Annotated in this window: 21 protein-coding genes; 10 read left to right on the forward strand and 11 right to left on the reverse strand. The window is 71.7% G+C overall.

Going from position 1 to position 24,080, the window contains the following annotated elements:
- Positions 1–141: hypothetical protein (locus ACZ5Y0_RS26300; protein ID WP_469131290.1), on the forward strand; the 141-nt coding region annotated here is incomplete at its 5' end.
- Positions 142–200: 59 nt separating this feature from the next.
- Here ACZ5Y0_RS26300 and ACZ5Y0_RS26305 read toward each other — a convergent pair.
- Genes ACZ5Y0_RS26305 through ACZ5Y0_RS26315 form a run of 3 tightly spaced genes read right to left on the reverse strand, consistent with a single transcriptional unit; the run spans position 201 to position 3,783 of the window.
- Positions 201–2,483 carry an ABC transporter permease gene (locus tag ACZ5Y0_RS26305; protein ID WP_469131154.1) on the reverse strand — a complete coding sequence of 761 codons (2,283 nt, stop codon included), beginning with the start codon at positions 2,481–2,483 and terminating at the stop codon, positions 201–203.
- A gap of 38 nt (positions 2,484–2,521) precedes the next feature.
- Complete coding sequence (locus tag ACZ5Y0_RS26310; RefSeq protein ID WP_469131155.1) at positions 2,522–3,271, reverse strand: ABC transporter ATP-binding protein; 750 nt, start codon at positions 3,269–3,271, stop codon at positions 2,522–2,524.
- Positions 3,268–3,783: a PadR family transcriptional regulator gene (locus ACZ5Y0_RS26315; protein ID WP_469131156.1), complete on the reverse strand. Its 516-nt coding sequence runs from the start codon at positions 3,781–3,783 to the stop codon at positions 3,268–3,270. Before ACZ5Y0_RS26315 ends, ACZ5Y0_RS26310 begins: the two co-directional genes overlap by 4 nt.
- A 119-nt stretch (positions 3,784–3,902) precedes the next feature.
- Between ACZ5Y0_RS26315 and ACZ5Y0_RS26320 the strand changes: the two genes are divergently transcribed.
- From ACZ5Y0_RS26320 to ACZ5Y0_RS26340, 5 genes are all read left to right on the forward strand, one after another.
- Entirely contained in the window at positions 3,903–5,174 is a 1,272-nt protein-coding gene (locus ACZ5Y0_RS26320; protein WP_469131157.1) for an ABC transporter substrate-binding protein, read from the forward strand.
- Positions 5,175–5,329: 155 nt separating this feature from the next.
- Complete coding sequence (locus tag ACZ5Y0_RS26325; protein ID WP_469131158.1) at positions 5,330–7,000, forward strand: glycoside hydrolase family 13 protein; 1,671 nt, start codon at positions 5,330–5,332, stop codon at positions 6,998–7,000.
- Between the two features lie 38 nt (positions 7,001–7,038).
- Positions 7,039–8,367 (forward strand): ABC transporter substrate-binding protein, encoded by a 1,329-nt coding sequence (locus ACZ5Y0_RS26330; protein ID WP_469131159.1) that lies wholly within the window; start codon positions 7,039–7,041, stop codon positions 8,365–8,367.
- A gap of 6 nt (positions 8,368–8,373) precedes the next feature.
- A complete protein-coding gene (locus ACZ5Y0_RS26335) occupies positions 8,374–9,732 on the forward strand; it encodes a carbohydrate ABC transporter permease (RefSeq protein ID WP_469131160.1) in 1,359 nt (452 codons plus the stop codon).
- Entirely contained in the window at positions 9,729–10,568 is an 840-nt protein-coding gene (locus tag ACZ5Y0_RS26340) for a carbohydrate ABC transporter permease (RefSeq protein ID WP_469131161.1), read from the forward strand. Before ACZ5Y0_RS26335 ends, ACZ5Y0_RS26340 begins: the two co-directional genes overlap by 4 nt.
- Positions 10,569–10,620: 52 nt before the next feature.
- Here the strand turns inward: ACZ5Y0_RS26340 and pgl are convergent, their stop codons facing one another.
- From pgl to tkt, 5 genes are read right to left on the reverse strand one after another with little or no spacing between them, the layout of a single operon-like run.
- Positions 10,621–11,427, reverse strand: a complete 807-nt coding sequence (pgl, locus tag ACZ5Y0_RS26345; protein ID WP_469131162.1) for a 6-phosphogluconolactonase — start codon at positions 11,425–11,427, stop codon at positions 10,621–10,623.
- Positions 11,424–12,536, reverse strand: coding sequence for a glucose-6-phosphate dehydrogenase assembly protein OpcA (gene opcA / locus ACZ5Y0_RS26350; RefSeq protein ID WP_469131163.1), 1,113 nt, complete (start codon positions 12,534–12,536; stop codon positions 11,424–11,426). The genes pgl and opcA overlap by 4 nt, the downstream gene beginning before the upstream one ends.
- Positions 12,533–14,056, reverse strand: a complete 1,524-nt coding sequence (gene zwf, locus ACZ5Y0_RS26355; RefSeq protein WP_469131164.1) for a glucose-6-phosphate dehydrogenase — start codon at positions 14,054–14,056, stop codon at positions 12,533–12,535. The genes opcA and zwf overlap by 4 nt, the downstream gene beginning before the upstream one ends.
- A 4-nt stretch (positions 14,057–14,060) precedes the next feature.
- The gene (gene tal, locus ACZ5Y0_RS26360; RefSeq protein ID WP_469131165.1) at positions 14,061–15,179 is read right to left on the reverse strand and encodes a transaldolase; all 1,119 of its coding nucleotides are present in this window, start codon (positions 15,177–15,179) and stop codon (positions 14,061–14,063) included.
- A 33-nt stretch (positions 15,180–15,212) separates the two neighbouring features.
- Positions 15,213–17,300 (reverse strand): transketolase, encoded by a 2,088-nt coding sequence (gene tkt, locus ACZ5Y0_RS26365; RefSeq protein ID WP_469131166.1) that lies wholly within the window; start codon positions 17,298–17,300, stop codon positions 15,213–15,215.
- A 411-nt stretch (positions 17,301–17,711) separates the two neighbouring features.
- Between tkt and ACZ5Y0_RS26370 the strand changes: the two genes are divergently transcribed.
- The 4 genes from ACZ5Y0_RS26370 (at position 17,712) to ACZ5Y0_RS26385 (ending at position 21,093) form a co-directional block, all read left to right on the forward strand.
- Positions 17,712–18,665: a heme o synthase gene (locus tag ACZ5Y0_RS26370; protein ID WP_469131291.1), complete on the forward strand. Its 954-nt coding sequence runs from the start codon at positions 17,712–17,714 to the stop codon at positions 18,663–18,665.
- Between the two features lie 87 nt (positions 18,666–18,752).
- Complete coding sequence (locus tag ACZ5Y0_RS26375; RefSeq protein WP_469131167.1) at positions 18,753–19,109, forward strand: hypothetical protein; 357 nt, start codon at positions 18,753–18,755, stop codon at positions 19,107–19,109.
- Between the two features lie 79 nt (positions 19,110–19,188).
- Positions 19,189–20,295, forward strand: coding sequence for an amidohydrolase family protein (locus ACZ5Y0_RS26380; RefSeq protein ID WP_469131168.1), 1,107 nt, complete (start codon positions 19,189–19,191; stop codon positions 20,293–20,295).
- Positions 20,296–20,340: 45 nt separating this feature from the next.
- Positions 20,341–21,093 (forward strand): nucleotidyltransferase, encoded by a 753-nt coding sequence (locus ACZ5Y0_RS26385; protein ID WP_469131169.1) that lies wholly within the window; start codon positions 20,341–20,343, stop codon positions 21,091–21,093.
- Between the two features lie 49 nt (positions 21,094–21,142).
- On the opposite strand, the gene ACZ5Y0_RS26390 is transcribed toward ACZ5Y0_RS26385, so the two are convergent.
- The 3 genes from ACZ5Y0_RS26390 to ACZ5Y0_RS26400 form a co-directional block, all read right to left on the reverse strand.
- Positions 21,143–22,153 carry a COX15/CtaA family protein gene (locus ACZ5Y0_RS26390; RefSeq protein ID WP_469131170.1) on the reverse strand — a complete coding sequence of 337 codons (1,011 nt, stop codon included), beginning with the start codon at positions 22,151–22,153 and terminating at the stop codon, positions 21,143–21,145.
- Positions 22,154–22,200: 47 nt separating this feature from the next.
- A complete protein-coding gene (locus tag ACZ5Y0_RS26395) occupies positions 22,201–22,971 on the reverse strand; it encodes an ABC transporter permease (RefSeq protein WP_469131171.1) in 771 nt (256 codons plus the stop codon).
- Positions 22,972–23,151: 180 nt separating this feature from the next.
- Entirely contained in the window at positions 23,152–24,075 is a 924-nt protein-coding gene (locus tag ACZ5Y0_RS26400) for an ABC transporter ATP-binding protein (protein ID WP_469131172.1), read from the reverse strand.
- Positions 24,076–24,080 lie beyond the last annotated feature (5 nt).

The raw sequence follows: 24,080 nt of genomic DNA on the forward strand, positions 1-24,080 counted from the left end.
GACCAGTGGGGCGTGGAGCTGGGCAAGGTCCTCGCCAAGCGCGTCGAACCCGCCCTGACCGAGGGCGCCGACGTCCCCGGCCTGGACGCCTCCACGAAGGCCCTCGTCGCGGCGTACCGGGAGCTGCGCGGCCGGTCGTGACCACTCGCCGTGGGACGGGGCTCGGCCGCCCCGTCCCGCCGCGGCCGAGCCCGGCGCTCTCAGGTCACCGCGCTCAACGTGTCCGCGAGTCGCCGGCGGGCGGCGCGGGTCGCCGGTACCGCGGCGACGGCGGTCGCGCCCAGTACCGCCGCGGTGCCGAACAGCAGCAGCAGGACGGGTGAGGGAGCGTGGGCGATCCCGGCGCCGATGCCGCTCGACCTGCCCTGGGCGTCGATCAGCCAGTGCGCGAGAGGCATGCCCAGGGCCGTGCCGACGAGCACCGCGGCCAGCGCGGTACAGCCGGTGGCCGTGACCGTGATGGCGGTGATCTGGCGCGGGGACAGGCCGATGGCCTTCAGCGCGAGCAGATCCCGTTCACCCTCGCGCACGGTGCCGCCGATCGTGGTCAGCAGCTCGATGAGCCCGATCAGGGCGAGGACCGCGATCAGACCGACGAACACCCCGCGCAGCGGGGACAGCCCCTCGGCCGGGTTCGTCACGGCGTGCACGTCCAGACGCCCCTGCCCGGCCGTGGCCAGCCGCCCGGCCACCGTGTCGGGGTCGGCTCCCGGGCGCAGCCGTAGCTGGTACAGCGTCGGGCCGAGCCCGGGGTCGTTCTCGCGGAGGGTGTCGAGCGAGGTGGAGATGACCCGCCCGGCGTTCGCCGGCTCGATGCTGCGGCCCACGATGTGCAGGATCTGCGGCTGCTCGCCCACCGTCATCCGCACCCAGTCGCCGACGCGCACGTCGAGAAGGTCGAGCAGTCCCTGGCCGGCCACGGCCTCGTCCGGGCCGCGCGCGGGACGGCCGTCGGCCAGGGTGTACGGGTAGGGGTCCCGGCGGGTACCGAGGCCGCGCAGGGCGATCGTGGCCGTCTGGCCGGGCACCAGGGCGGCCACCTCGACGCCTGGGTAGGCGGCGGCGACCTGCGGGTCGCGCTCCAGCAGGGCGCGGGTGTCCCGGTCGGACAGGCCGGCGTCGGCGTGGACGGTGAGCGCGGTCGGCAGGCCGGTCTCCTCGGGGCTGCCGCGGAAGCGGTCGATGGTGGTCCAGGCGCTCAGGGCGACCACTATCAGCAGCAGCGGCAGTGCCAGCCGGGCCACGGTCGCCACCGAGCGCGGCCGCCGGGTGAACGCCGTGTGCCAGCCCAGGACCAGCGCGGGCGGCAGCCGCAGCCCCAGCGCCCGGCGCGCCACGCCCGACAGCCTTCCGCCCGCCGGAGCGGCGGGCCGGGGCACCGGCACCGGAGGCACCCGCCCCGCCCGCCAGGCGGCGAGCCCGGTGGTCGCGCCGATGAACAGCACCACCGCCACCGGCACCGAGACCAGCGCCACCGCGTGTCCGGGCAGCCCCTGCCACACGCCGACGGCGTCGCCCAGCCGCCCCAGGATCCGGCTGCCCAGTGCCTGGACGAGCGCCGCCGCGGCCGTGGCCCCCAGCAGGGCGTAGGCGATGTGCTGGAGCAGGAAGATCCGCACGACCTGGCCGGGCGTGAAGCCGATCGCCTTCAGCACCGAGATGTCCCGCAGATGCCCGCGGATACGGGTACCGATGGCGCCGTGCACGGCGAGGCCGGCGGCGACCAGGGCGCCCAGGCCGAACAGTGCCAGCACCTGCCCGAGCAGCCGGTTGTCGCCCTGGGCCTCGGCGCGGGCCTGCTGCCAGGTGGAGACCTCGCTGACCGCGCCGGCGCCCAGGACGGTGACGGCCCGCTGGACGGCGTAGTCGGTGTCGACGGGATCGGTCAGTCGCAGTCCGGTCACCTGGCCGTCCGGGTCCGGCACGGCGGAGGGCAGTGCCCAGACGAGGCCGGGCCGGTCGCCGGGGCGGTACCGCGGTTCGGCGCTGTCGGCGATGCCGAGGACGGACAGTCTCCGCGTGGTGCCGGGCAGGGTGAGGGTGTCGCCGGGTTCGGCCACCAGGGAGCGGGCGAGACGGCCGTCCAGTACGACCCCGTCGGGGGTCGCCGGGTCCAGCCACCGACCGGCGGTGAGGAGGGGACGGCCCACCGCGGGCGGCTCGGGGGTGCCGCGCAGTTCGACGGAGGCGCGGGCGCCGCGGGAGGTGACGGTGACGGAGGCGACCGGGTAGGGACCGGCGACGGACTCGACGCCGTCCAGTGCCACGAGTCTGTCGGCGGCGGCCGTCGGACCGGTGTGGAGCCACACGTGCGCGCCGCGCGCCTGTGTGAACACCCGCTGCCAGGGGTTGGTGGCGTACCCGAACAGGGCCGTGGCCAGCAGCAGGGAGGCGACGATGCCCGCCGTGGCGAGTACGAGGAACAGCGCCTCGCCGCGGTGGGTGCGCAGATCGGAGTGGGCCCAGCGCAGGGTGGCTCGCACCGGCTCAGCCCTTCCGGGGATCGTGGTACGCCCGCATGTCAGTCCTTCAGCTCCAGTACGCCGGATATGCCGGTGGCGCGCGACGGCGTGCCGTCGAGTTCCGCGTCGTCGGCTATCCGGCCGTCGAAGAAACTGATCACCCGGTCCGCGGCGCTGGCGAGCCGTGCGTCATGGGTGACCAGCACGATCGTCTGCCCGCGCTGGTGGAAGCGGGACAGCAGCCGCATCACCTCGCGGGTGCCCTTGCTGTCGAGGCTGCCCGCGGGCTCGTCGGCGAGGAGCAGGGGCGGACGGTTGACCAGGGCGCGGGCCAGCGCGACCCGCTGCTGTTCGCCGCCGGACAGCTCGCCCGGCATGCTCCGGCCCTTGCCGGCGAGCCCCAGCTCGGCCAGCAGTCCCTCCCGCTCGGCACGCGCCTGCCGGGGGGAGGCACCGGCGAGCAGGGCGGGCAGTTCGACGTTGTCGGCGACCGACAGGTTGGAGACCAGGTTGAAGAACTGGAAGACGATGCCGATGCGCTTCCTGCGCTCGACCGCCCAGCGTGCCTCGCCGTAGGCGTCGGTGCGTTCGCCGTCCAGCCAGAGGCTGCCGCTGTCGGGCCGCTGGAGTCCGCCCAGCAGGTGCAGCAGGGTCGACTTCCCGGCACCGGAGGGGCCGGTGATCGCCACGAACTCGCCCCGGCGTACACGCAGGTCGACGCCGCGCACCGCGTGTGCCGGGGCGCCCTCGCCGTGGTGCGTCTTGACCAGGCCCTCGGCGCGCAGCACGGGAACGGGGCTGTCGCTCACTGCGGCTCCTCCAGCTCTTCCTGGCACCGCTCCAGCCAGTCGAGGTCGGCCTGTAGGTGCAGCATCGCGCCCTCGATCAGCAGCTGGGAGATGCGGTTGTTCCGGTTCTCGGCGGCCGCCAGCTTCGACAGGCTGCGCATGGTGTTGAGGTACTGGCGCCGCTGCTTGTTGATGAGGGCGATCTGGTCGGCGAGTCCGGTCTGCGGGGCGAGCGCCAGCTTCATGAAGAACTCGTCCCGCACGCGCGGCTCGTCCGCCGTCTCCTCGTACCAGGCGCGCAGCTCGTCCCGTCCGGCGTCGGTGAGGTGGTAGATCTTCTTGTTGGGCCGGCTCGACTGCTCGACCTCTTCGCCCTCGATCAGGCCCGTTCTCTCCAGGCGGCCGAGGGTGACATAGATCTGGCCGACGTTCGGCTGAGGGTACGCGGAGCCCAGCAGTTGCTCAAGGTCCTGTTTGAGCTCGTAGCCGTGGGCCGGGCCGCGCGCGAGAAGAGCCAGGAGGGGCAGGCGCACTCGTGCTGTCCTCCTAGTCCTCGTAAATTGTTCCAGGCCCTAGTATCGCGCATACCTAACGGGTATACATGGCCTCTGACCGGGCGAGGACGCCCGTGCCGGTGTACAGGGAGGAACCTATGCGGTGGATACACGCCGCCGGTAGGGGCCTCCTCGTCCTTGTCGTGATCCTCACCGGCCACGTCGCCTCGGGCGCCGGTGCGCACCAGGCGAGCACGGGCGGCCGGGGGCCGCTGACCCTCGCCACGGCCGGAGACCTCACCGGCTATCTGGGCCCGCTGCTGGAGGGCTGGAACCGCACCCACCCCGGTGAGCGGGTCACGCTCGTCGAGCTGCCGGACTCCGCCGACGAGACCCACGCGCAGATGACCACCGACCTGCGCGGCGGCGACCGCGGCCGCTTCGACGTCCTCAACATCGACGTGAACTGGACGCCGGAGTTCGCCGCGGCGGGCTGGATCCGTCCGCTGCCCCGCGACCGCTTCCCCCTGAGGACCTTCCTGCCGCCCGTCGTGGACACGGCCACCTACGACGGACGGCTCTACGCCGTCCCGTACGTCACGAACGCCGGGCTCCTCCTCTACCGCAAGGACGTGCTGGACGAGGAGGGCGTCGCGCCGCCGCGCACCTGGGCCGAACTGGAACGGGCCGCGAGGACCATCGCCCCGAGGCACGGGCTCGACGGCTACGCCGGGCAGTTCCTGCCGTACGAGGGCCTCACCGTCAACGCGGCCGAGGCGGTCTACTCGGCGGGCGGCACCATCCTCGGCGACGAGGGGACCCGCGTCACCGTGAACTCGGCCGGCGCCCGCGAGGGCATCGCGTTCCTCGCCCGCGGCGTGCGCGAGGGCTGGATACCCAAGGAGGCGCTGACGTACAAGGAGGAGGAGTCCAAGCGGGCCTTCCAGGACGGCCGGCTCCTCTTCCTGCGCAACTGGCCGTACGCCTATGTCGCCGCCTCGGCCGAGGGCTCGCCGGTCGCCGGGCGGATCGGCGCCCTGCCGCTGCCGGGTCCGGACGGTCCGGGGACCAGCGTCCTCGGCGGCTCCAACCTGGCCGTCAACACGCATGCCCGGCACTCCGACTCGGCCGCCCGGCTGATCGCCTACCTCACCAGCGAGCCGGTCCAGCGCCAGGTCCTCACCCGCGGCGCCCTGCCGCCCGTGCGGGCCGCGCTCTACGAGGACCCCGCGCTGATCCGGGACTTCCCCTACCTGCCGACCCTGCGCGAGAGCGTCCTCGCCGCCGCGCCGCGCCCCAAGAGCGCGCGCTACGACCAGGTGAGCCTGGTGGTGCAGGCGGTGGTGCACGACGCGATGACCGGGCACGAGAGGCCCGAGGCCGCGGTGCGGCGACTGGCGCGAGAACTCGCGGCCGTTTCGTCCCGATAGGGGCGAGCACCCCGCCCCGCTCTACTTACGTGTTAGGTAACACACCGGTCTCACCTGACCTCTCTGTGCCCACTTAGGTCCCTGTTTGTCTGGCCAACTTCTGGGAAGTTTCTGCCTACTCGTTGACACCTTCGCGACGCTGCTACCTAACATGCATGCATAACGTCAGCTCGCACAGACAGGTCAACGGGGTGACTCTCCAGCGCATCGAGGCCCACCACTGGTGGCGCGACGCAGTGATCTACCAGGTGTACGTCCGCAGCTTCCTGGACAGCACCGGCGACGGCGTCGGCGACCTCGCCGGCGTCCGGGCCGGACTGCCGTACCTCAAGAAGCTCGGTGTGGACGGGATCTGGCTGAGCCCCTTCTACCCCTCCCCGCAGCACGACCACGGCTACGACGTGGCCGACTACTGCGACGTGGACCCGGTCTTCGGCGACCTCGCCGAGTTCGACCTGCTGGTGACGGCCGCCCGCCGGCTCGGCGTCAAGGTGCTCCTCGACATCGTGCCGAACCACTGCTCCAGCGAGCACCCCTGGTTCCGTGAGGCCCTCACCGCCGAGCCCGGCAGCCCGGCCCGCGCCCGCTTCCACTTCGCCGACGGCCGCGGCCCCGACGGCTCCGAGCCGCCCAACAACTGGCACGCCATGTTCGGCGGCCCGGCCTGGAGCCGGGTCACCGAGCCCGACGGCCGCCCCGGTCAGTGGTACCTGCACATGTTCACCCCCGAGCAGCCCGACTGGAACTGGCGCACCCCCAAGGTGCCCGCCGAGTTCGACCGGGTCCTCCGTTTCTGGCTGGACCGGGGCGTCGACGGCTTCCGCATCGACGTCGCCGCCGGTCTGTTCAAGCACCCGGACCTGCCCGACTCCCCGGACCCCGAGGCCGACGCCCGCACCCGCGACTCGGTCAACCCGCTCGCCTGGAACCAGCCCGAGGTGCACGACGTGTGGCGGCACTGGCGGGCGGTCTGCGAGGAGTACACGGCACGCGACGGCCGCGAACGCCTCCTCGTCGGCGAGGTCTCGGTCCCCACCGCACGTGAACACGCCCGCTACGTCCGCCCGGACGAGCTGCACCAGGCCTTCTTCTTCGACCTGCTGAGCGCGCCCTGGAGCGCCGACGCCTTCCGCAAGGTCGTCTCCGAGGCCATGCAGGACATCGCCGGCACGGGCTCGACGGTCACCTGGGTCCTCAACAACCACGACCAGGTCCGCACCGTCACCCGCTACGGCGAGCCCGCCGGGGGCAGCGGACTCGGTACCGCCCGCGCCCGCGCCGCCGCTCTGCTGATGCTGGCGCTGCCCGGCGCCGCGTACATCTACCAGGGCGAGGAACTGGGACTGCCCGAGGTCGTGGACCTGCCCGACGACGTGCTCACCGACCCCATCTTCCGGCGCACCGGCAGCCGCGCCCGGATCCGCGACGGCTGCCGTGTCCCGCTGCCGTGGTCCGGACAGGCGTCGCCGTTCGGCTTCACCTCCGGCACCGAGGGCGCCAAACCGTGGCTGCCGCAGCCGGACTACTTCGCCGAGTACGCCACCGACCGTGCTCTCGCGGACACCCGGTCCTTCTGGCACCTGTACCGCGACGGCCTCCAACTCCGTTCAGCACTACCGCAATTGGGCGAGGGAACGCTGCGCTGGCTGGACTCCCCGCCCGGCGTCCTCGCCTTCGCCCGCGGCGACGGACTCGTCTGCGCCGTCAACTTCGGTACGGCGCCCACCCCGGCGCCGGTCTCCGGCACACCCCTGCTGTCCAGCGGTCCCTGCCCGGCCGGCGTCCTGCCCGGCTCCACCTCGGCCTGGTGGCTCAGCGACCTCTGACTGCCGTCGACTTCCCACTCTCCGAGAGGACATCAACGATGATGCGACGACGTACGACCCTCCTCACCGGCTGCACCGCCCTCGCCCTGACGTTCGGCGCCACCGCCTGCGGCTCGGGTGACCCGGTCGCGGCGGGCGGCGGTGACAAGGCCCTCGGCGGCCAGACCGTCACCGTCGCCGGCGTCTGGTCCGGGAGCGAGCAGAAGAACTTCCAGAAGGTGCTGGACGCGTTCGCCGAGAAGACCGGCGCGAAGACCCAGTTCGTGTCCACCGGCGACAACGTCTCCACCGTCGTCGGCAGCAAGATCGAGGGCGGCAACGCCCCCGACGTGGTGATGGTCCCGCAGGTGGGCGTGCTCCAGCAGTTCGCCGGGAACGGCTGGCTCAGGCCGCTGTCCGGCACCACCGAGAAGGCGGTCGACACGAACTTCGCCCCCGTCTGGAAGACGTACGGCAGCGTCGACGGCACCCTCTACGGCCTCTACTTCAAGGCCGCCCACAAGTCGACCGTGTGGTACAGCCCTGACGCCCTCGCCCAGGCGGGGGTCGAGCCGCCGACCACCTACGACGACCTGCTGAAGGCCGGACACACCGTCTCCGACTCCGGGCTGGCCGCCTTCTCGGTCGCCGGGCAGGACGGTTGGACCCTCACCGACTGGTTCGAGAACATCTACCTCTCCCAGGCCGGACCCGAGAAGTACGACGCCCTCGCCGCCCACGAGCTGAAGTGGACCGACCCCTCCGTGGTGCAGGCGCTCACCACCCTCGGCAAGCTGTTCAAGGACAAGCAGCTGCTGGCGGGCGGCCAGAAGGGCGCCCTGAACACCGACTTCCCGGGCTCCGTGGAGAAGGTGTTCGGACCGAAGCCCGAAGCGGGCATGGTCTACGAGGGCGACTTCGTCGCCGGCGTCGCCAAGGACCAGTTCGGCAGGGCGATCGGCAAGGACGCCGACTTCTTCCCGTTCCCGGCGGTCGGCGGCGGCGAGGCGCCCGTCGTCAGCGGCGGCGACGCGGCGGTCGTCCTCAAGGACGGCAAGAACGCCAAGGGGGGCATGGCCCTCCTGGAGTACCTGGCCACCCCCGAGGCCGCCGCCGTGTGGGCGAAGGCGGGCGGCTTCCTGTCCCCGAACAAGAAGCTCGACCTCGCCTCCTACGGCGACGACGTCACGCGCGCCACCGCCAAGTCCCTCGTCGACGCCGGGGACTCGGTCCGCTTCGACATGTCCGACCAGGCGCCGGCCGCGTTCGGCGGCACGAAGGGCGCGGGGGAGTGGAAACTGCTCCAGGACTTCCTGCGCGACCCGTCCGACCCGAAGGCGACGGCGGCCGCGCTGGAGACCGCGGCGGCCAAGGCCTACAAGGGCTGACCGGCGATGACCGCGACCCTGGTCAAAGAGGCGGCCGCACCGCCCGTCGGCGTCGCCGACCGCGCGCGGCGCCTGCGCCGGCGGGGAAGGATCGTCGCCCTGCTGTTCGCCCTCCCCGCGCTGCTCCTGCTGGGCGCCCTCGTCGTCTACCCGGTGCTGTTCTCGATCGGCCGCAGCTTCTTCGACGCGTCCGGTACCCGGTTCGTCGGCGGCGAGAACTACACCGAGATGTTCCGCGACCCCGCCACCGTCAGGGCCGTACGCAACACGGCGATCTGGGTCGTCGTGGCGCCCGCCCTGCTCACCGGCCTCGGCCTGATCCTCGCCGTGCTGGTGGAGAAGGTGCGCTGGGCCACCGCCTTCAAGCTGCTGTTGTTCATGCCGATGGCGGTGTCCTTTCTCGCGGCCGGCATCATCTTCCGCCTCGCCTACGACGAGGACCCCGACAAGGGCGTCCTGAACGCCGCCGCCGTCTCCGTCCACGACGTCTTCGAGGACACGTCCGCGTACCCGACGGCGCGGGCCCGCGACGGCCAGGGCCTCACCCGGGCGGCGGACGGTTCGTACCGGACCGACGCGAGCGCCTCTCCGGGCGACCTGGTGACGCTCCCTCTGGTCGGCGTCCCGCCGAAGGACCTGCCCGACGGCACCCGGCCCGCGTACCAGGCCGCCGGCCGCACGGCCGCGCCGGACGAACTGCGGGGCGTCGTCTACCTCGACTTCACGCCCGGCGGGGGAGGAAAGGCCGGCGAGATCGACCGGCGGGAGAGCGGGCTGCCGCGGATGAAGGTCGAGGCGGTCCGCGACGGACGCACGGCCGCGACCACCACCACGGCCTCCGACGGCTCCTTCCGCTTCACCGGACTCGACGCGGGCTCGTACGCCATGCGCCTCCCGGCGTCCAACTTCGCGCCGCCCTACGACGGGATCTCCTGGCTCGGGCCCGCGCTGGTCACCCCCGCGATCATCGGGGCGTACCTGTGGATCTGGACCGGCTTCGCCATGGTGCTGATCGGCGCCGGGCTCTCCACACTGCCGCGGGACGCGCTGGAGGCGGCCCGCATGGACGGCGCCAACGAGTGGCAGATCTTCCGCCGGATCACCGTCCCGCTGCTGGCGCCCGTCCTCACCGTCGTCTTCGTGACCCTGGTGATCAACGTGATGAAGGTCTTCGACCTCGTCTACATCATCGCGCCCGGACCGGTGCAGCAGGACGCCACCGTTCTGGCGACACAGATGTGGCTGGTGTCGTTCGGCGGCGGCAACAACCAGGGGCTCGGCAGCGCCCTCGGCGTACTGCTCCTGCTGCTCGTCGTCCCGGCGATGGTCTTCAACGTCCGCCGCTTCCGAAGGAGTCAGCGATGAACGCGGTACGACGCGGCCTCGGCAACGGCCTCGTGCAGGCCGTCCTCGTGGTGATCGGGCTCGTCTGGGTCACCCCGCTCGCCGGACTCTTCCTGTCCTCGCTGCGGTCGGCCGAGGACACCGCCCAGGGCGGCTGGTGGACGGTCTTCGCCAGTCCCGGCCAACTGTCCTTCGACAACTACTCCGAATTGCTGGGGAACGCCGGGATGACCCAGGCGTTCTGGAACACCGTCCTGATCTCGGTCCCGACCACCGTCCTGGTCGTGGTCCTCGCGGCGCTCGCCGGATACGCCTTCGCCTGGCTCGACTTCCCCGGACGCGAGGCCGTCTTCCTGGGCGTGGTCGCGCTGTTGGTGGTGCCCGTGCAGATCGGGCTGCTGCCGGTCGCCAAACTCTTCGGCCGGCTCGGCCTGTTCGGGACGATCCCGGGCGTCGTCCTCTTCCACGTGGCGTACGGCCTGCCGTTCGCGGTCTTCCTGCTGCGCAACTACTTCGTCGAGATACCGAAGGAGATGCTGGAGGCGGCCCGGATGGACGGCGGCAGCGAATGGCGGATCTTCACCCGCCTGGTCCTCCCGGTGGGCAGGCCGGCCCTCGCCAGCCTGGCCATCTTCCAGTTCCTGTGGGTGTGGAACGACATGCTGGTCGCGCTGCTCTTCGCCGACGGCTCCTCACAGCCACTGACCGTGCAACTCCAGTCGCAGATACGCCAGTTCGGAAGCAACATCGACGTACTGGCGCCGGGGGCCTTCCTGTCCCTGGTGGTGCCGGTGGCCGTGTTCTTCGCGTTCCAGCGGCACTTCGTGCAGGGGGTGATGGCCGGCTCGGTGAAGTGAGCGGCCCACGAGCGAGGACGGCGGGCCGGGAAGCCCGCCGCCCTCGCTCGTCTCACGGCGAAGCCGGCGGATACAGCGAGCGCGGCAGCTGCGACGCCGCCGCCGAGTCCAGCAGCCACAGGGTGCGGGAGCGGCCCCGGGCACCCGCGGCCGGGGCCTGGATCTCGCCCGCCCCGGACAGGGCGATGGCCGCCGCCTGCGCCTTGTCCTCGCCGGCCGCCAGCAGCCACACCTCACGTGCCGCCCGGATCGCCGGGAGGGTGAGGGTGGTGCGGGTCGGCGGCGGCTTGGGCGCGCCACGCACGCCGACCACCGTTCGCTCGGTCTCCCGGACGGCCGGCAACTCGGGGAAGAGCGAGGCCACATGCGTGTCCGGACCGACGCCCAGCATCAGGACGTCGAAGGTGGGCACGAACGCGCCCGCGGCGTCAGCCGCTGACTTCATCGTCTCCGGACCGGCCGCTCGTGCCAGCTCCTCCGCGTAGCCGGCCGCGGCCGCCTCGACGTCGGAGCCGTAGGGGCCGTCCGACGCGGGCATGGCGTGCACGCGCTTCGGGTCCAGGGGCACGGAGTCCAGCAGGGCCTCGCGGGCCTGCGTGACATTGCGGTCCGGGTCGCCCTCCGGCAGGAACCGCTCGTCGCCCCACCACAGGTCGAGCCGGCCCCAGTCCACGGCGTCGCGGGCGGGCGCCGCCGCCAGCGCGGCCAGCAGACCGTTGCCGTTGCGGCCACCCGTCAGGACCACGGACGCATGACCCTGGGAGGCCTGCGCGTCCACGATCTTCGTGATGAGACGGGCCGCGGCGGCCTGGGCCATCAGGTCCTTGTCCCGGTGCACGACGAGCTGAGGCGTACTCACTTCGCGGCCGCCTTCTTCACCGGGGCCTGCGCCGTCGATTCCTTCGCGGGAGCTTTCGCAGCCGCTTCGACGGGAGTGGGAACCGCGACCGGTTCTCCTTCGGCTTCTCCTTTGGCCACGGCTTCCGGAGCGTCGGTCGAAGCCCGCGGAGCGTCGGCGGAGCCCTGACCGCTCCTGCCGGCCGAGGAGTTCAAGCGCTCCACCCCGAACCGCAGCGCCGAGGCGTACGTGTCGTCCGGGTCGAGCCGCCGCAGCTCCTCCGCGATCAGCTCCGCCGTCTCGCGGCGCTTGAGCGCCACCGCACGATCGGGCTGGCCCTCGATGGACAGCGTGGCCAGCGAGCCGTCGGCCCGGTCCAGCACGATCGGGCCGCAGTCCGTGGACAGCCGGACCGCCGTGAGACCCGGCCCGCCGGACAGCGAGCGCTGGACGGGCACACCCAGCCGGTCGCCGAGCCACATCGCCAGCAGCTCGCAGCTCGGGTTGAACTCCTCGCCCTCCACCTCGACCGACTCGACCTCGCAGGTGACCTGGTCGAGGGCCGCGGCCAGCATCGAACGCCAAGGGGTGATGCGGGTCCACGACAGGTCGGTGTCGCCGGGGGTGTAGGTCTCGGAGCGGGCCGTGAGATCCCGTACCGGCTGCTCGGCGGCGTAGGTGTCGGTGACGCGGCGCTGGGCCAGCGCGCCGAGCGGGTCGGCGGCCGGGTCGAGCGGGGCGTTCACCGGCCACCAGACGACGACGGGGGCGTCCGGCAGCAGCAGCGGCAGCACCACCGACTGCGCGTGGTCGGCCACCTCGCCGTACAGCCGCAGCACGACCGTCTCGCCGGTGCCCGCGTCCGCGCCCACCCGCACCTCGGCGTCCAGGCGGGACTGGGTCCGGTCGCGCGGGGAGCGGGAGACGCGCTTGACGACCACGAGCGTGCGCGAGGGGTGCTCGCGCGAGGCGTCGCCCGCGGCCTTCAGCGCGTCGTACGCGTTCTCCTCGTCCGTGACGATGACCAGGGTGAGCACCATGCCCACGGCCGGCGTGCCGATGGCCCGGCGGGCCATCACCAGCGCCTTGTTGATCTTGCTGGACGTGGTGTCCGTCAGGTCTGTCTTCATGGCCGGCGCCAGCTCCGTCCGTCTCGCTCGAGCATCTCGTCCGCCTCGACGGGTCCCCACGTACCGGACTGGTACTGGGCGGGCTTGCCGTGCGCGTCCCAGTACTGCTCGATCGGGTCGAGGATCTTCCAGGACAGCTCGACCTCCTCGGTGCGCGGGAAGAGGTTCGAGTCGCCGAGCAGCACGTCCAGGAGAAGGCGCTCGTACGCCTCCGGGCTGGACTCCGTGAAGGACTCGCCGTACGCGAAGTCCATCGACACGTCCCGGATCTCCATGGAGGTGCCGGGAACCTTGGAGCCGAAGCGGACGGTGACGCCCTCGTCGGGCTGGACCCGGATGACGATCGCGTTCTTGCCCAGCTCCTCCGTCGCCGTGTGGTCGAAGGGCGAGTGCGGGGCGCCCTGGAAGACGACCGCGATCTCGGTGACGCGGCGGCCGAGGCGCTTGCCCGCGCGCAGGTAGAAGGGGACGCCCGCCCAGCGGCGGTTGTCCACCTCCAGCTTGATGGCCGCGTAGGTGTCGGTCTTCGACGCGGGGTCGATGCCCTCCTCCTGGAGGTAGCCGACCGCCTTCTCGCCGCCCTGCCAGCCGGCCCCGTACTGAGCGCGCACGGTGTCGCGCCCCAGGTCCTTCGGCAGCCGGACGGCACCGAGCACCTTGGTCTTCTCCGCGGCGAGCGCGTCCGCGTCGAAGGAGGCGGGCTCCTCCATCGCGGTCAGCGCCATCAGCTGGAGGAGGTGGTTCTGGATCACGTCACGGGCGGCGCCGATGCCGTCGTAGTAGCCGGCCCGGCCGCCGATGCCGATGTCCTCGGCCATCGTGATCTGGACGTGGTCCACGAAGGACCGGTTCCAGATCGGCTCGAACATCGTGTTGGCGAAGCGCAGCGCCAGGATGTTCTGGACGGTCTCCTTGCCCAGGTAGTGGTCGATGCGGAAGACCTGGTCCGGGGCGAAGACCTCCTCGACCGTCGCGTTCAGCTCCTCGGCCGACTTCAGGTCGTGGCCGAACGGCTTCTCGATGACCGCGCGCCGCCACGACCCCTTGGACTGGTCGGCCAGCTGGTGCTTCTTCAGCTGCTGGATGACCACGGGGAAGGCGCCCGGGGGCACCGACAGGTAGAAGGCGAAATTGCCGCCCGTTCCCTGTGCCTTGTCGAGTTCCTCGATCGTCGAGCGCAGCCGCTCGAAGGCGTCGTCGTCGTCGAAGGTGCCCTGCACGAAGCGCATGCCCTGGATGAGCTGCTGCCAGACCTCCTCGCGGAAGGGGGTGCGGGCGTGCTCCTTCACCGCGTCGTGGACCTCCTGCGCGAAGTCCTCGTTGGCCCATTCACGGCGCGCGAACCCGACCAGCGCGAAGCCCGGCGGCAACAGGCCCCGGTTGGCGAGGTCGTACACCGCGGGCATCAGCTTTTTACGTGACAAATCGCCCGTGACACCAAAGATGACCAGGCCCGACGGCCCCGCGATACGCGGGAGCCGTCGGTCTGCGGGGTCACGCAGCGGATTGCTGCTCGACAAGTTCTCAGCCCTCCGAAGGGGCGAGGCGCTGGAGTTCCGCCTCGGTCGACTTGAGCAGGTCGTTCCAGGACGCCTCGAACTTCTCGACGCCCTCGTCTTCCAGCAGCTGCACCACGTCGTCGTACGAGATCCCGAGCTTCTCGACGGCGTCGAGGTCGGCGCGGGCCTGCTCGTAGGTGCCGGCCACGGCGTTGCCGGTGACCTCGCCGTGGTCCTCGGTGGCGAACAGGGTCGCCTCCGGCATGGTGTTCACCGTGTTCGGCGCCACCAGGTCGACGACGTACATCGTGTCCCGGTACGCCGGGTCCTTCACGCCGGTGGAGGCCCACAGCGGACGCTGCTTGTTGGCACCCGCCTTCTCCAGCGCGCTCCAGCGGTCACCCGCGAAGACCTCCTCGTACGCCTGGTAGGCGAGCCGGGCGTTGGCGACGCCGGCCTTGCCGCGGGCGGCCTTGGCCTCGTCGGTGCCGAGCGCGTCGAGCCGCTTGTCGATCTCGGTGTCCACGCGCGACACGAAGAAGGACGCCACGGAGTGGATCTTCGACAGGTCCAGGCCGCGCTCCTTGGCCTTCTCCAGTCCGGCCAGGTAGGCGTCCATGACCTGGCGGTAACGCTCGAGGGAGAAGATCAGCGTGACGTTGACGCTGATGCCGAGGCCGATGACCTCGGTGATGGCCGGCAGGCCGCCCATCGTGGCCGGGATCTTGATCAGCGTGTTGGGGCGGTCGACCAGCCAGGCCAGCTGCTTGGCCTCGGCGACCGTCGCCTTGGTGTCGTGGGCCAGCCGCGGGTCGACCTCGATGGACACCCGGCCGTCCTGACCGCCGGTGGCGTCGAAGACCGGGCGCAGGATGTCGGCGGCGTCGCGGACGTCCGCCGTCGTGATCATGCGGATGGCCTCTTCGACGGTGACCTTGCGGGCGGCGAGGTCGGAGACCTGCTGGTCGTAGCCGTCGCCCTGCGAGATCGCCTTCTGGAAGATCGACGGGTTGGTGGTGACGCCCACGACGTGCTGCTGGTCGATCAGTTCGGTGAGGTTGCCGGACGTGATCCGCTTGCGCGACAGGTCGTCCAGCCAGATCGCGACGCCCTCCTCGGAGAGGCGCTTGAGTGCGTCTGTCATGGAATTACATCTCCTACGTGTCGTATATGGGCGTCAGCGCTGGGCGGCCGCGAGGGATTCCCGGGCCTTGTCGGCCACGTTCTCGGCGGTGAAGCCGAACTCGCGGAAGAGGACCTTGCCGTCCGCCGAAGCACCGAAGTGCTCCAGGGAAACGATGCGGCCGGCGTCCCCCACGTACTTGTGCCAGGTGAGACCGATGCCCGCCTCGACGGCGACCCGGGCCTTCACCGAGGGCGGCAGCACGCTGTCCCGGTACCCCTGGTCCTGCTCCTCGAACCATTCCACGGAGGGCATCGACACGACCCGCGTCGGCACCCCGTCGGCCTCCAGCTGCTCGCGCGCCTCGACGGCCACGTGCACTTCGGAACCGGTCGCGAGGAGGATCACCTCGGGCGTCCCTGTGGAGGCCTCGAACAGGACGTAGCCGCCCTTGGCCGCGTCCTCGCTGGGCGCGTACGTCGGCACGCCCTGACGGGTGAGGACCAGACCGTGCGGGGCACCCTTGCCGAAGACCTTGGTGTAGCGCTTGAGGATCTCCCGCCAGGCGATCGCGGTCTCGTTGGCGTCCGCGGGACGGACGACGTTCAGGCCGGGGATCGCGCGCAGCGCGGCCAGGTGCTCGACCGGCTGGTGCGTCGGGCCGTCCTCGCCGAGACCGATGGAGTCGTGCGTCCACACGTACGTCACCGGCAGGTGCATCAGGGCCGACAGCCGCACCGCGTTGCGCATGTAGTCGGAGAAGACGAGGAAGGTGCCGCCGTAGACACGGGTGTTGCCGTGCAGCGCGATGCCGTTCATCTCCGCGGCCATGGAGTGCTCGCGGATGCCGAAGTGCACCGTGCGGCCGTAGGGGCTCGCTTCCGGCAGCGGGTTGTCCGCCGGGAGGAACGACGACGTCTTGTCGATCGTCGTGTTGTTGGAGCCCGCCAGGTCGGCCGACCCGCCCCACAGCTCGGGGATGACCGCGCCGAGCGCCTGGAGCACCTTGCCGGACGCGGCACGGGTGGCGACACCCTTGCCCGTCTCGAAGACCGGGATCTTCTCCTCCCAGCCCGCCGGCAGCTCGGTCGCGGCGACGCGGTCGAACTCGGCCGCGCGCTCGGGGTTGTCGTCCCGCCACAGCTGGAAGGACTTCTCCCACTCCGCCTTCGCCTGGGCACCGCGCTCCAGGGCCCGCCGGGTGTGGGTGATGACCTCGTCGGAGACCTCGAAGGACTGCTCCGGGTCGAAGCCCAGGACGCGCTTGGTGGCCGCCACCTCCTCGTCGCCGAGCGCCGAGCCGTGCGCGGCCTCGGTGTTCTGCGCGTTCGGGGCGGGCCAGGCGATGATCGAGCGCATCGCGATGAAGGACGGCCGGTCCGTGACCTGCTTGGCGGCCTCGATCGCGTCGTACAGGGCGTGCGGGTCGAGGTCGCCGTCCGGCTTCGGGGCGACGCGCTGCACGTGCCAGCCGTACGCCTCGTACCGCTTGACGGTGTCCTCGGAGACGGCGGTCTCGGTGTCGCCCTCGATCGAGATGTGGTTGTCGTCCCACAGCAGCACGAGGTTGCCGAGCTTCTGGTGACCGGCCAGCGAGGACGCCTCGGCGGAGATGCCCTCCTGGAGGCAGCCGTCACCGGCGATGCAGAAGACGAAGTGGTCGAAGGGGGACTCGCCCTGCGGGGCCTCCGGGTCGAACAGACCGCGCTCGTAGCGGGCGGCCATCGCCATGCCCACCGCGTTGGCGACACCCTGGCCCAGCGGACCGGTGGTGGTCTCGACACCCACGGTGTGCCCGTACTCCGGGTGACCGGGGGTCTTCGAGCCCCACGTCCTGAAGGACTTCAGATCGTCCAGCTCCAGGCCGAAACCGGCGAGGTACAACTGGGTGTAGAGCGTCAGGGAAGAGTGGCCCGCGGACAGCACGAAGCGGTCGCGGCCGACCCAGTCGGCGTCGGCGGGGTCGTGGCGCATCACCTTCTGGAAGAGGGTGTACGCGGCAGGAGCCAGGCTCATCGCCGTACCGGGATGGCCGTTGCCGACCTTCTGTACGGCGTCGGCGGCCAGGACGCGGGCGGTGTCCACGGCCCGCTGGTCCAACTCGGTCCACTCGAGGTCTGTGGTGGTCGGCTTGGTGCTCACCCTGGGTCAGGGCTCCTCTCCACATGTCGAATACCGGTTGCTTCGGGCGCGCGCCCACCGGCTGCCGGTGACGGGAAAACCACCGGCCGTCGTCGAGCCTACCCCCGTGAGGACGTGCGTTTATTCGAGTCATTCCAGACTGCCGGGCCATCCGGGGATCCGCCTCCCGACCGGCCGAAGTCGCATTCGGCACATGAATACGGAGCCGCTCATCTGACTGCTCAATCGAGCCTCAGTACGAGGAATGAGCGCACCCCCGCAGGAGCGCCGAACGGCCGCTGGGCGACCCCTCCCAACACGACCCCACCCCCGCTGAGGCCGGGGTATGGGCAACGTCTACAGTGGCGTGGTACGCGCGAGCCTTTACCCCGACTTCACACGGGGAGGCTTGCTGGGATGTCTCTGTCAGGGGTGTGCGTGACGGCCGTTGAATCCCGTCCAGCGGGGGCTATCGGGACGAGCCGGAGCCCGAGCCGGCGGCCGGTGGTGGCCCGCGTCATGGCGTTCGTGGCGCTGACCAAGCCGCGGATCATCGAGCTGCTGCTCATCACCACCGTTCCGGTGATGTTCTTGGCGCAGCAAGGAGTGCCGGACCTCGGCCTGGTGCTGCTCACCTGCCTGGGCGGCTACCTCTCCGCGGGCGGCGCCAACGCGCTGAACATGTACATCGACCGCGACATCGACGCTCTGATGGACCGCACCTCGCAGCGTCCGCTGGTCACCGGAATGGTCAGCCCCCGCGAGTGCCTCGCCTTCGGCATCACCCTCGCGATCGCCTCGACGCTCCTGTTCGGCCTGACCGTGAACTGGCTGTCCGCCTGGCTCGCCCTCGGCGCGCTCCTCTTCTACGTCGTCGTCTACACGATGATCCTCAAGCGCCGTACCTCGCAGAACATCGTCTGGGGCGGAATCGCCGGCTGCATGCCGGTCCTCATCGGCTGGTCCGCCGTCACCGACTCCCTCTCGTGGGCGCCGGTCGTCCTCTTCCTCGTCATGTTCTTCTGGACTCCGCCGCACTACTGGCCGCTGTCCATGAAGGTGCGCGAGGACTACGCGCGCGTGGGCGTGCCGATGCTGCCGGTCATCGCCTCCAACAAGGTGGTCGCCAAGCAGATCGTCATCTACAGCTGGGTGATGGTCGTCGTCTCGCTGCTGCTGACCCCGCTCGGCTACACCGGCTGGTTCTACACCACGGTCGCCCTCGCGGCCGGCGGCTGGTGGCTGTGGGAGGCGCACGCCCTCCAGAACCGGGCGAAGGCGGAGGCTGCCGGCGGGAAGCTCAAGGAGATGCGGCTGTTCCACTGGTCCATCACCTACGTCTCGCTGCTGTTCGTGGCGGTCGCGGTGGACCCCTTCCTGCGGTAGCCGACTCCCGGGGCGGCCGGGGTGCGTGGTCAAGGCCACGCACCCCGGCCGTCGCCGTTTGATCTACCCGTCGGTAGCATCCTGGGCATGGCAGACACCAAGCAGGTTGACGAGACCGCGGACGCCAAGCGGGCCGCCAAGGCCGAGCGCACGGCGGCCCGCCTCGCCAAGCGGATCGGCACCTTCTCCAAGGCACACGGCGGCGCCGAGGGCCAGGTCGCCCACCTCGGGGAGCGTGGCGCCCGGATCGTGCTCGTCGGCGAGGACGGCGGCTGGGGCGACCTCGTGGCGCCCAGCGTGGAGATCGCCGCCAAGGCGGTCGAGAAGTCCGGGATCACCGTCCACGAGGACTTCGACGGCGAGTTCGCCGCCAAGGTGACGACCGGGCCCTACGAGTGGAGCCGGATGGCCGGCATCCAGGTCGGCGGACCGCGCAACACCTGAGCAACACCTGACGCCGGGTTCACCCGTTAGGACGTGTGAGGAGTACACCGAGCACACGGTCCAGCCGCGGGAGTCCCGGATGATCGAAACACCGTCCCTGGTGGACCAGTACTGCCACGGCGTCCTGAGAACGGAGCTGGGCCTCGGCACCTTCGAGGCCCAGCTGGCCCGCACCGAGGGCCCGCCCGCGCCCGGCACCACCCTCTTCGACACCCAGACCGGCTTCGCGGTACGCCGCTGGTGCCCCCCGCTGCTCGGCCTGGAACCGCACTGCCCGCCCGCCCGCTATCTCGCCCGGCGCCGCGAACTCGGCGTACCGGAGGCGGGCCGCCGGCTGCTGCGCGGCAGTGGCATCACCACCTACCTCGTCGACACGGGCCTGCCCGGCGACCTCACGGGCCCCGCCGAGATCGCCGCCGCGGGTGACGCCGAGGCCCGCGAGATCGTGCGGCTCGAACTCCTGGCCGAACAGGTCGCCGACACCTCCGGCACCGTGGAGTCCTTCCTCGCCAACCTCGCGGAAGCCGTGCACAGCGCGGCGGTGACCGCCGTGGCCTTCACGTCCGTGGCCGGCGTGCGCCACGGCCTCGCCCTCGCTCCCGAGCCGCCCGGACCGGGGGAGGTCCGCGGCGCGGCGGGCCGCTGGCTCGCCGGGCGCAGGGCCGGCGGGGAACTGAGCGATCCGGTGCTGCTGCGACACCTGCTGTGGATCGCCGTCGCCTCCGGGCGGCCCCTGCAACTGCACGCCGGTCTCGGCGAGCCCGGCCTGCGCGTCGACCGAACCGACCCCGTCCTGCTGACCGACTTCGTCCGCGCCACGGCCGGCCTCGGCACCGACCTGGTCCTGCTGCACGGCTATCCGTACCACCGGCACGCCGCCCACCTCGCGGGCGTCTTCCCGCACGTGTACGCCGACTGCGGTGCCGCCCTCGTCCGCACCGGTGCCCGCGCGGCGACGGTCCTCGCGGAGATCCTGGAGCTGGCCCCCTTCGGCAAGATCCTCTTCTCCAGCGGGGCCCGCGGCCTGCCCGAGCTGCACGTCGTGGGGGCCCAGCTGTTCCGCGAGGCCCTGGGACGGGTGCTGGGCGGCTGGGTGGCGGAGGACGCGTGGTCGCTCACGGACGCCCAGCGGGTCGCGGGGCTGGTCGCGGCGGGGAACGCGCGGCGGGTCTACGGGCTGGAATGAGCGATTCACCCACCCGGTCGGAGCGGGCGGCACCAGACTGGGCGGATGCAGACCGACGTCCTGCTCGACCGCTTCCTCGGCGCCCTGGCGCCCCTCGATCCGCTCGCCGTCTGGGCGCACGGCTCGCTCGCCGGGGGCGACTACCAGGAGGGCCGCAGCGATCTCGACCTGATCGCCGTGCTGCCCGGACCCGTGCGCCCCGGCACGACGTGGCGGGTGGCCGTTCTGCACCAGGGGCTGCGTGCCCATCCGCTCGCGGCCGGCCTGCACTGCACCTACCTGACCCCGGCCACCGCCGCGGACCCCGACCGCCGGCATCCGACCTGGGCGCACCAGCAACTGATGCGCCGCCCGGTCACCCCCGTCACCCGTCGCGAACTGCACGAGTTCGGACGGGTCCTGCGCGGCCGCGCTCCCGACGAGCTGCTGCCCGAGGTCCGCGATCGTGAGCTGGCCGAGTTCGTCGTGTCCGACCAGCGGGACTTCTGGCGGACCGCCGTGAACGAGGCGCACCTGTGGACCCGGGACGTCTGGGTCGACATGGGGCTGGTGACCTTCGCACGGGCGACGGTCACGCTGCGGGAGGGGCGGCTGATCTCCAAGCGCGAGGCACTGGCGGAGCTGCCCGGCCTCGGGGCGCCCGCCGAGATCGTCGAGGACATCCGACGGCGCCGCTACGGCGGGCCCGCTTCCGCACCCTCCTCCGGGTCGGAGGAGGGATGGCGGATGCGCAGGGCCGAGCTGGCGCGCGGCTGGCTGGGACCGGCGATCGACGGCCTGGTGGCGGCATACGCCTGAGTCGGGGGCGTATGCGAGGAGGGTGCGGACGGGTGCCCGGAGCGGAGCGTCAGGCGCGGGTGCCGACCGTCGCCTCCGTCGCGGGGCCCGGCAGGCCGATGCCCGGTTCGGGCCGCTCGCGCAGCGCCAGCAGCACGCGGAGCACCGCGATCCACACCAGCGCCGACCCGAGCATGTGCAGGCCGACCAGGAGCTCCGGAAGGTCCGTGAAGTACTGGACGTACCCGATGACGCCCTGCGCGAGCAGGACCAGGAACAGGTCGCGGGTCCGGTGAAGCGGGCCTTCGGGGGAGTCGACCGCCTTGAGGACGAACCACAGGGCGAAGGTCAACGTCACCACGATCCAGGCCAGCACGGCGTGCGCCTTGCTGACGGTCTCCCAGTCCAGCGGCATCCGTTCGACCTCGCTGGAGTCGCCCGCATGCGGGCCCGCGCCGGTCACCACCGTGCCCACCAGGATCAGCAGGACCGTGGCCGCGACCAGGGCCCAGACGAGCTGCCGGACGGACCCGCCGACCAGCGGGCGGGCCTCCGTGTCGGCCTCCCGCGCGCGCTGCCACATGACCACGGCGATCGCGATCAGCGCCGACGTCGCCACGAAGTGCGCCGCGACCGTGTACGGGTTGAGGCCGACCAGGACCACAATGCCGCCCAGCACGGCGTTGCTCATGACCACCCAGAACTGGGCCCAGCCCAGGCGGGTGAGGCCGCGCCGGTACGGCTTCTGCGAGCGGGCGGCGATGATCGCCCAGCCCACCGCGGCGCACAGCACGTACGTCAGCATGCGGTTGCCGAACTCGATGGCGCCGTGGAAGCCCATCGCGCCGGTCGTGGTGAGCGAGTCGTCGGTGCACTTCGGCCAGGTCGGGCAGCCGAGACCGGAGCCGGTGAGGCGTACGGCACCGCCGGTGACCACGATGACCACGGCCATCACGAGCGCGGTGAGGGCCGCCCGCTGAACCGTCCGAGGGGCGGGGGTCCAGCGTTCGGCGATGAAGGCGAGGGGGTTGCGCACGGCTGCTACGGCGTCGGCGCGGGTCACGTTCGGCACGCCGTCCATCGTAAGGGCCCGCTTGTGCACGCTTTCACGAGGGTCCCGGGACCGGGTCATTCCCAGCGGAAGAAACGGCCGGCGGCGGCCAGAGCGGCCACTGCCCACACGGTGAGGATCCCCAGGTCGCCCCACGGCATCCCGGACCCGTGCTGGAGCACGTCCCGCAGGCCGTCCGACAGCGCGGAGATCGGCAGCAGCCCGAGCACGTCCTGGACGCCCGAGGGGAACTCGTCCAGCGGCACGATCACCCCGCCGCCCACCAGCAGCAGCAGGAACACCAGGTTGGCGGCGCCCAGCGTGGCCTCCGCCTTCAGCGTGCCCGCCATCAGCAGACCGAGCCCCGAGAAGGCGGCCGTGCCGAGGACCAGCAGAAGCAGCACGGCGAACGGGTTGCCGTGCGGCGACCAGCCCAGCGCGAAGGCGATCGCCGTCAGCAGGACGACCTGGAGGACCTCCGTGACCAGCACGGCGAGCGTTTTCGCGGTCATCAGTGCCCAGCGGGGGAGCGGGGAGGCCGCCAGCCGCTTGAGGACGCCGTAACGACGCTCGAAGCCCGTCGCGATGGCCTGCCCCGTGAACGCCGTCGACATCACGGCGAGCGCGAGGATGCCCGGGGTCAGGAAGTCGACCGCCGCACCGGCGCCGGTGTCGATGATGTCCACCGAGCTGAACAGCGCCAGCAGCAGGGTCGGGATCGCGACGGTGAGCAGCAACTGCTCACCGTTGCGCAGGAGCATCCTCGTCTCCAGCGCCGCCTGAGCCCGGATCATGCGGGGCAGAGGCGCGGCCCCCGGCTTCGGCGTGTACGTGCCGGTCGTCGTCATGGGCGCGGCTCCTTGCCTGTCGGTTCGAGGCTGTGTCGTTCCGGGGGGCGACCCCCGGACCGCCGGCCGACCTCGCGGCGTGCTGGGGTCATGAGCGCAGCTCCTTGCCCGTCAGCTCGAGGCTGTGTCGTTCCGGGGGGCGACCCCCGGACCCCCGGCCGATCTCACGGCGTGCTGGGGTCATGAGCGCAGCTCCTTGCCCGTCAGCTCGAGGAAGACGTCCTCGAGGGTGTGCCGCTCCACCGAGATCCGGTCCGGCATCACCCCGTGCTGCGCGCACCACGAGGTCACCGTCGCCAGCATCTGCGGGTCGACCTTGCCGGCGATCCGGTACGAGCCCGGCGTCAGTTCGGCGGCCACGCTGTCTGCGGGCAGCGCCTTGAGCAGGGAGGCCACGTCGAGGCCGGGGCGGCCGCTGAAACGGAGCGTGTTCTCGGCGCCGCCGCGGCACAGCTCCTCGGGGGAGCCCTGGGCGACGACCCTGCCCGCGTCGATGATCGCGACGTCGTCGGCGAGCTGCTCGGCCTCGTCCATGTGGTGGGTGGTCAGGATGACCGAGACCCCGTCCGTGCGCAGGTCCCGGACCAGGTCCCAGGTGGCCCGACGGGCCTGCGGGTCGAGACCGGCGGTCGGCTCGTCGAGGAACACCAGCTCCGGGCGTCCCACCACGGCCATCGCGAGCGCGAGGCGCTGCTGCTGGCCCCCGGACAGGCGCCGGTACGTCGTCCGGCCGCAACCGCCCAGCCCCAGCCGCTCGACGAGCGCGTCCACGTCCAGCGGATGCGCGTGCAGCCTGGCGACGTGCCGGAGCATCTCTTCGGCCCGCGCGCCCGAGTAGACACCTCCGGACTGAAGCATCACACCGATTCGGGGGCGCAGGTCGGCGGCCTGACCCACCGGGTCGAGGCCCAGGACGCGGACGGTGCCGGAGTCCGGCTCCCGGTACCCCTCACACGTCTCGACGGTGGTCGTCTTGCCCGCGCCGTTGGGGCCGAGCACGGCTGTCACGCCGGCCCTGGCCACCAGGTCGAGGCCGTCCACCGCGGTCTTCGTGCCGTACCGCTTCACCAGGGCCTGGACCTGGACCACGGGCTCGCTTCGCATGGGTC

It is taken from the genome of Streptomyces sp. NPDC033216, assembly GCF_055577115.1.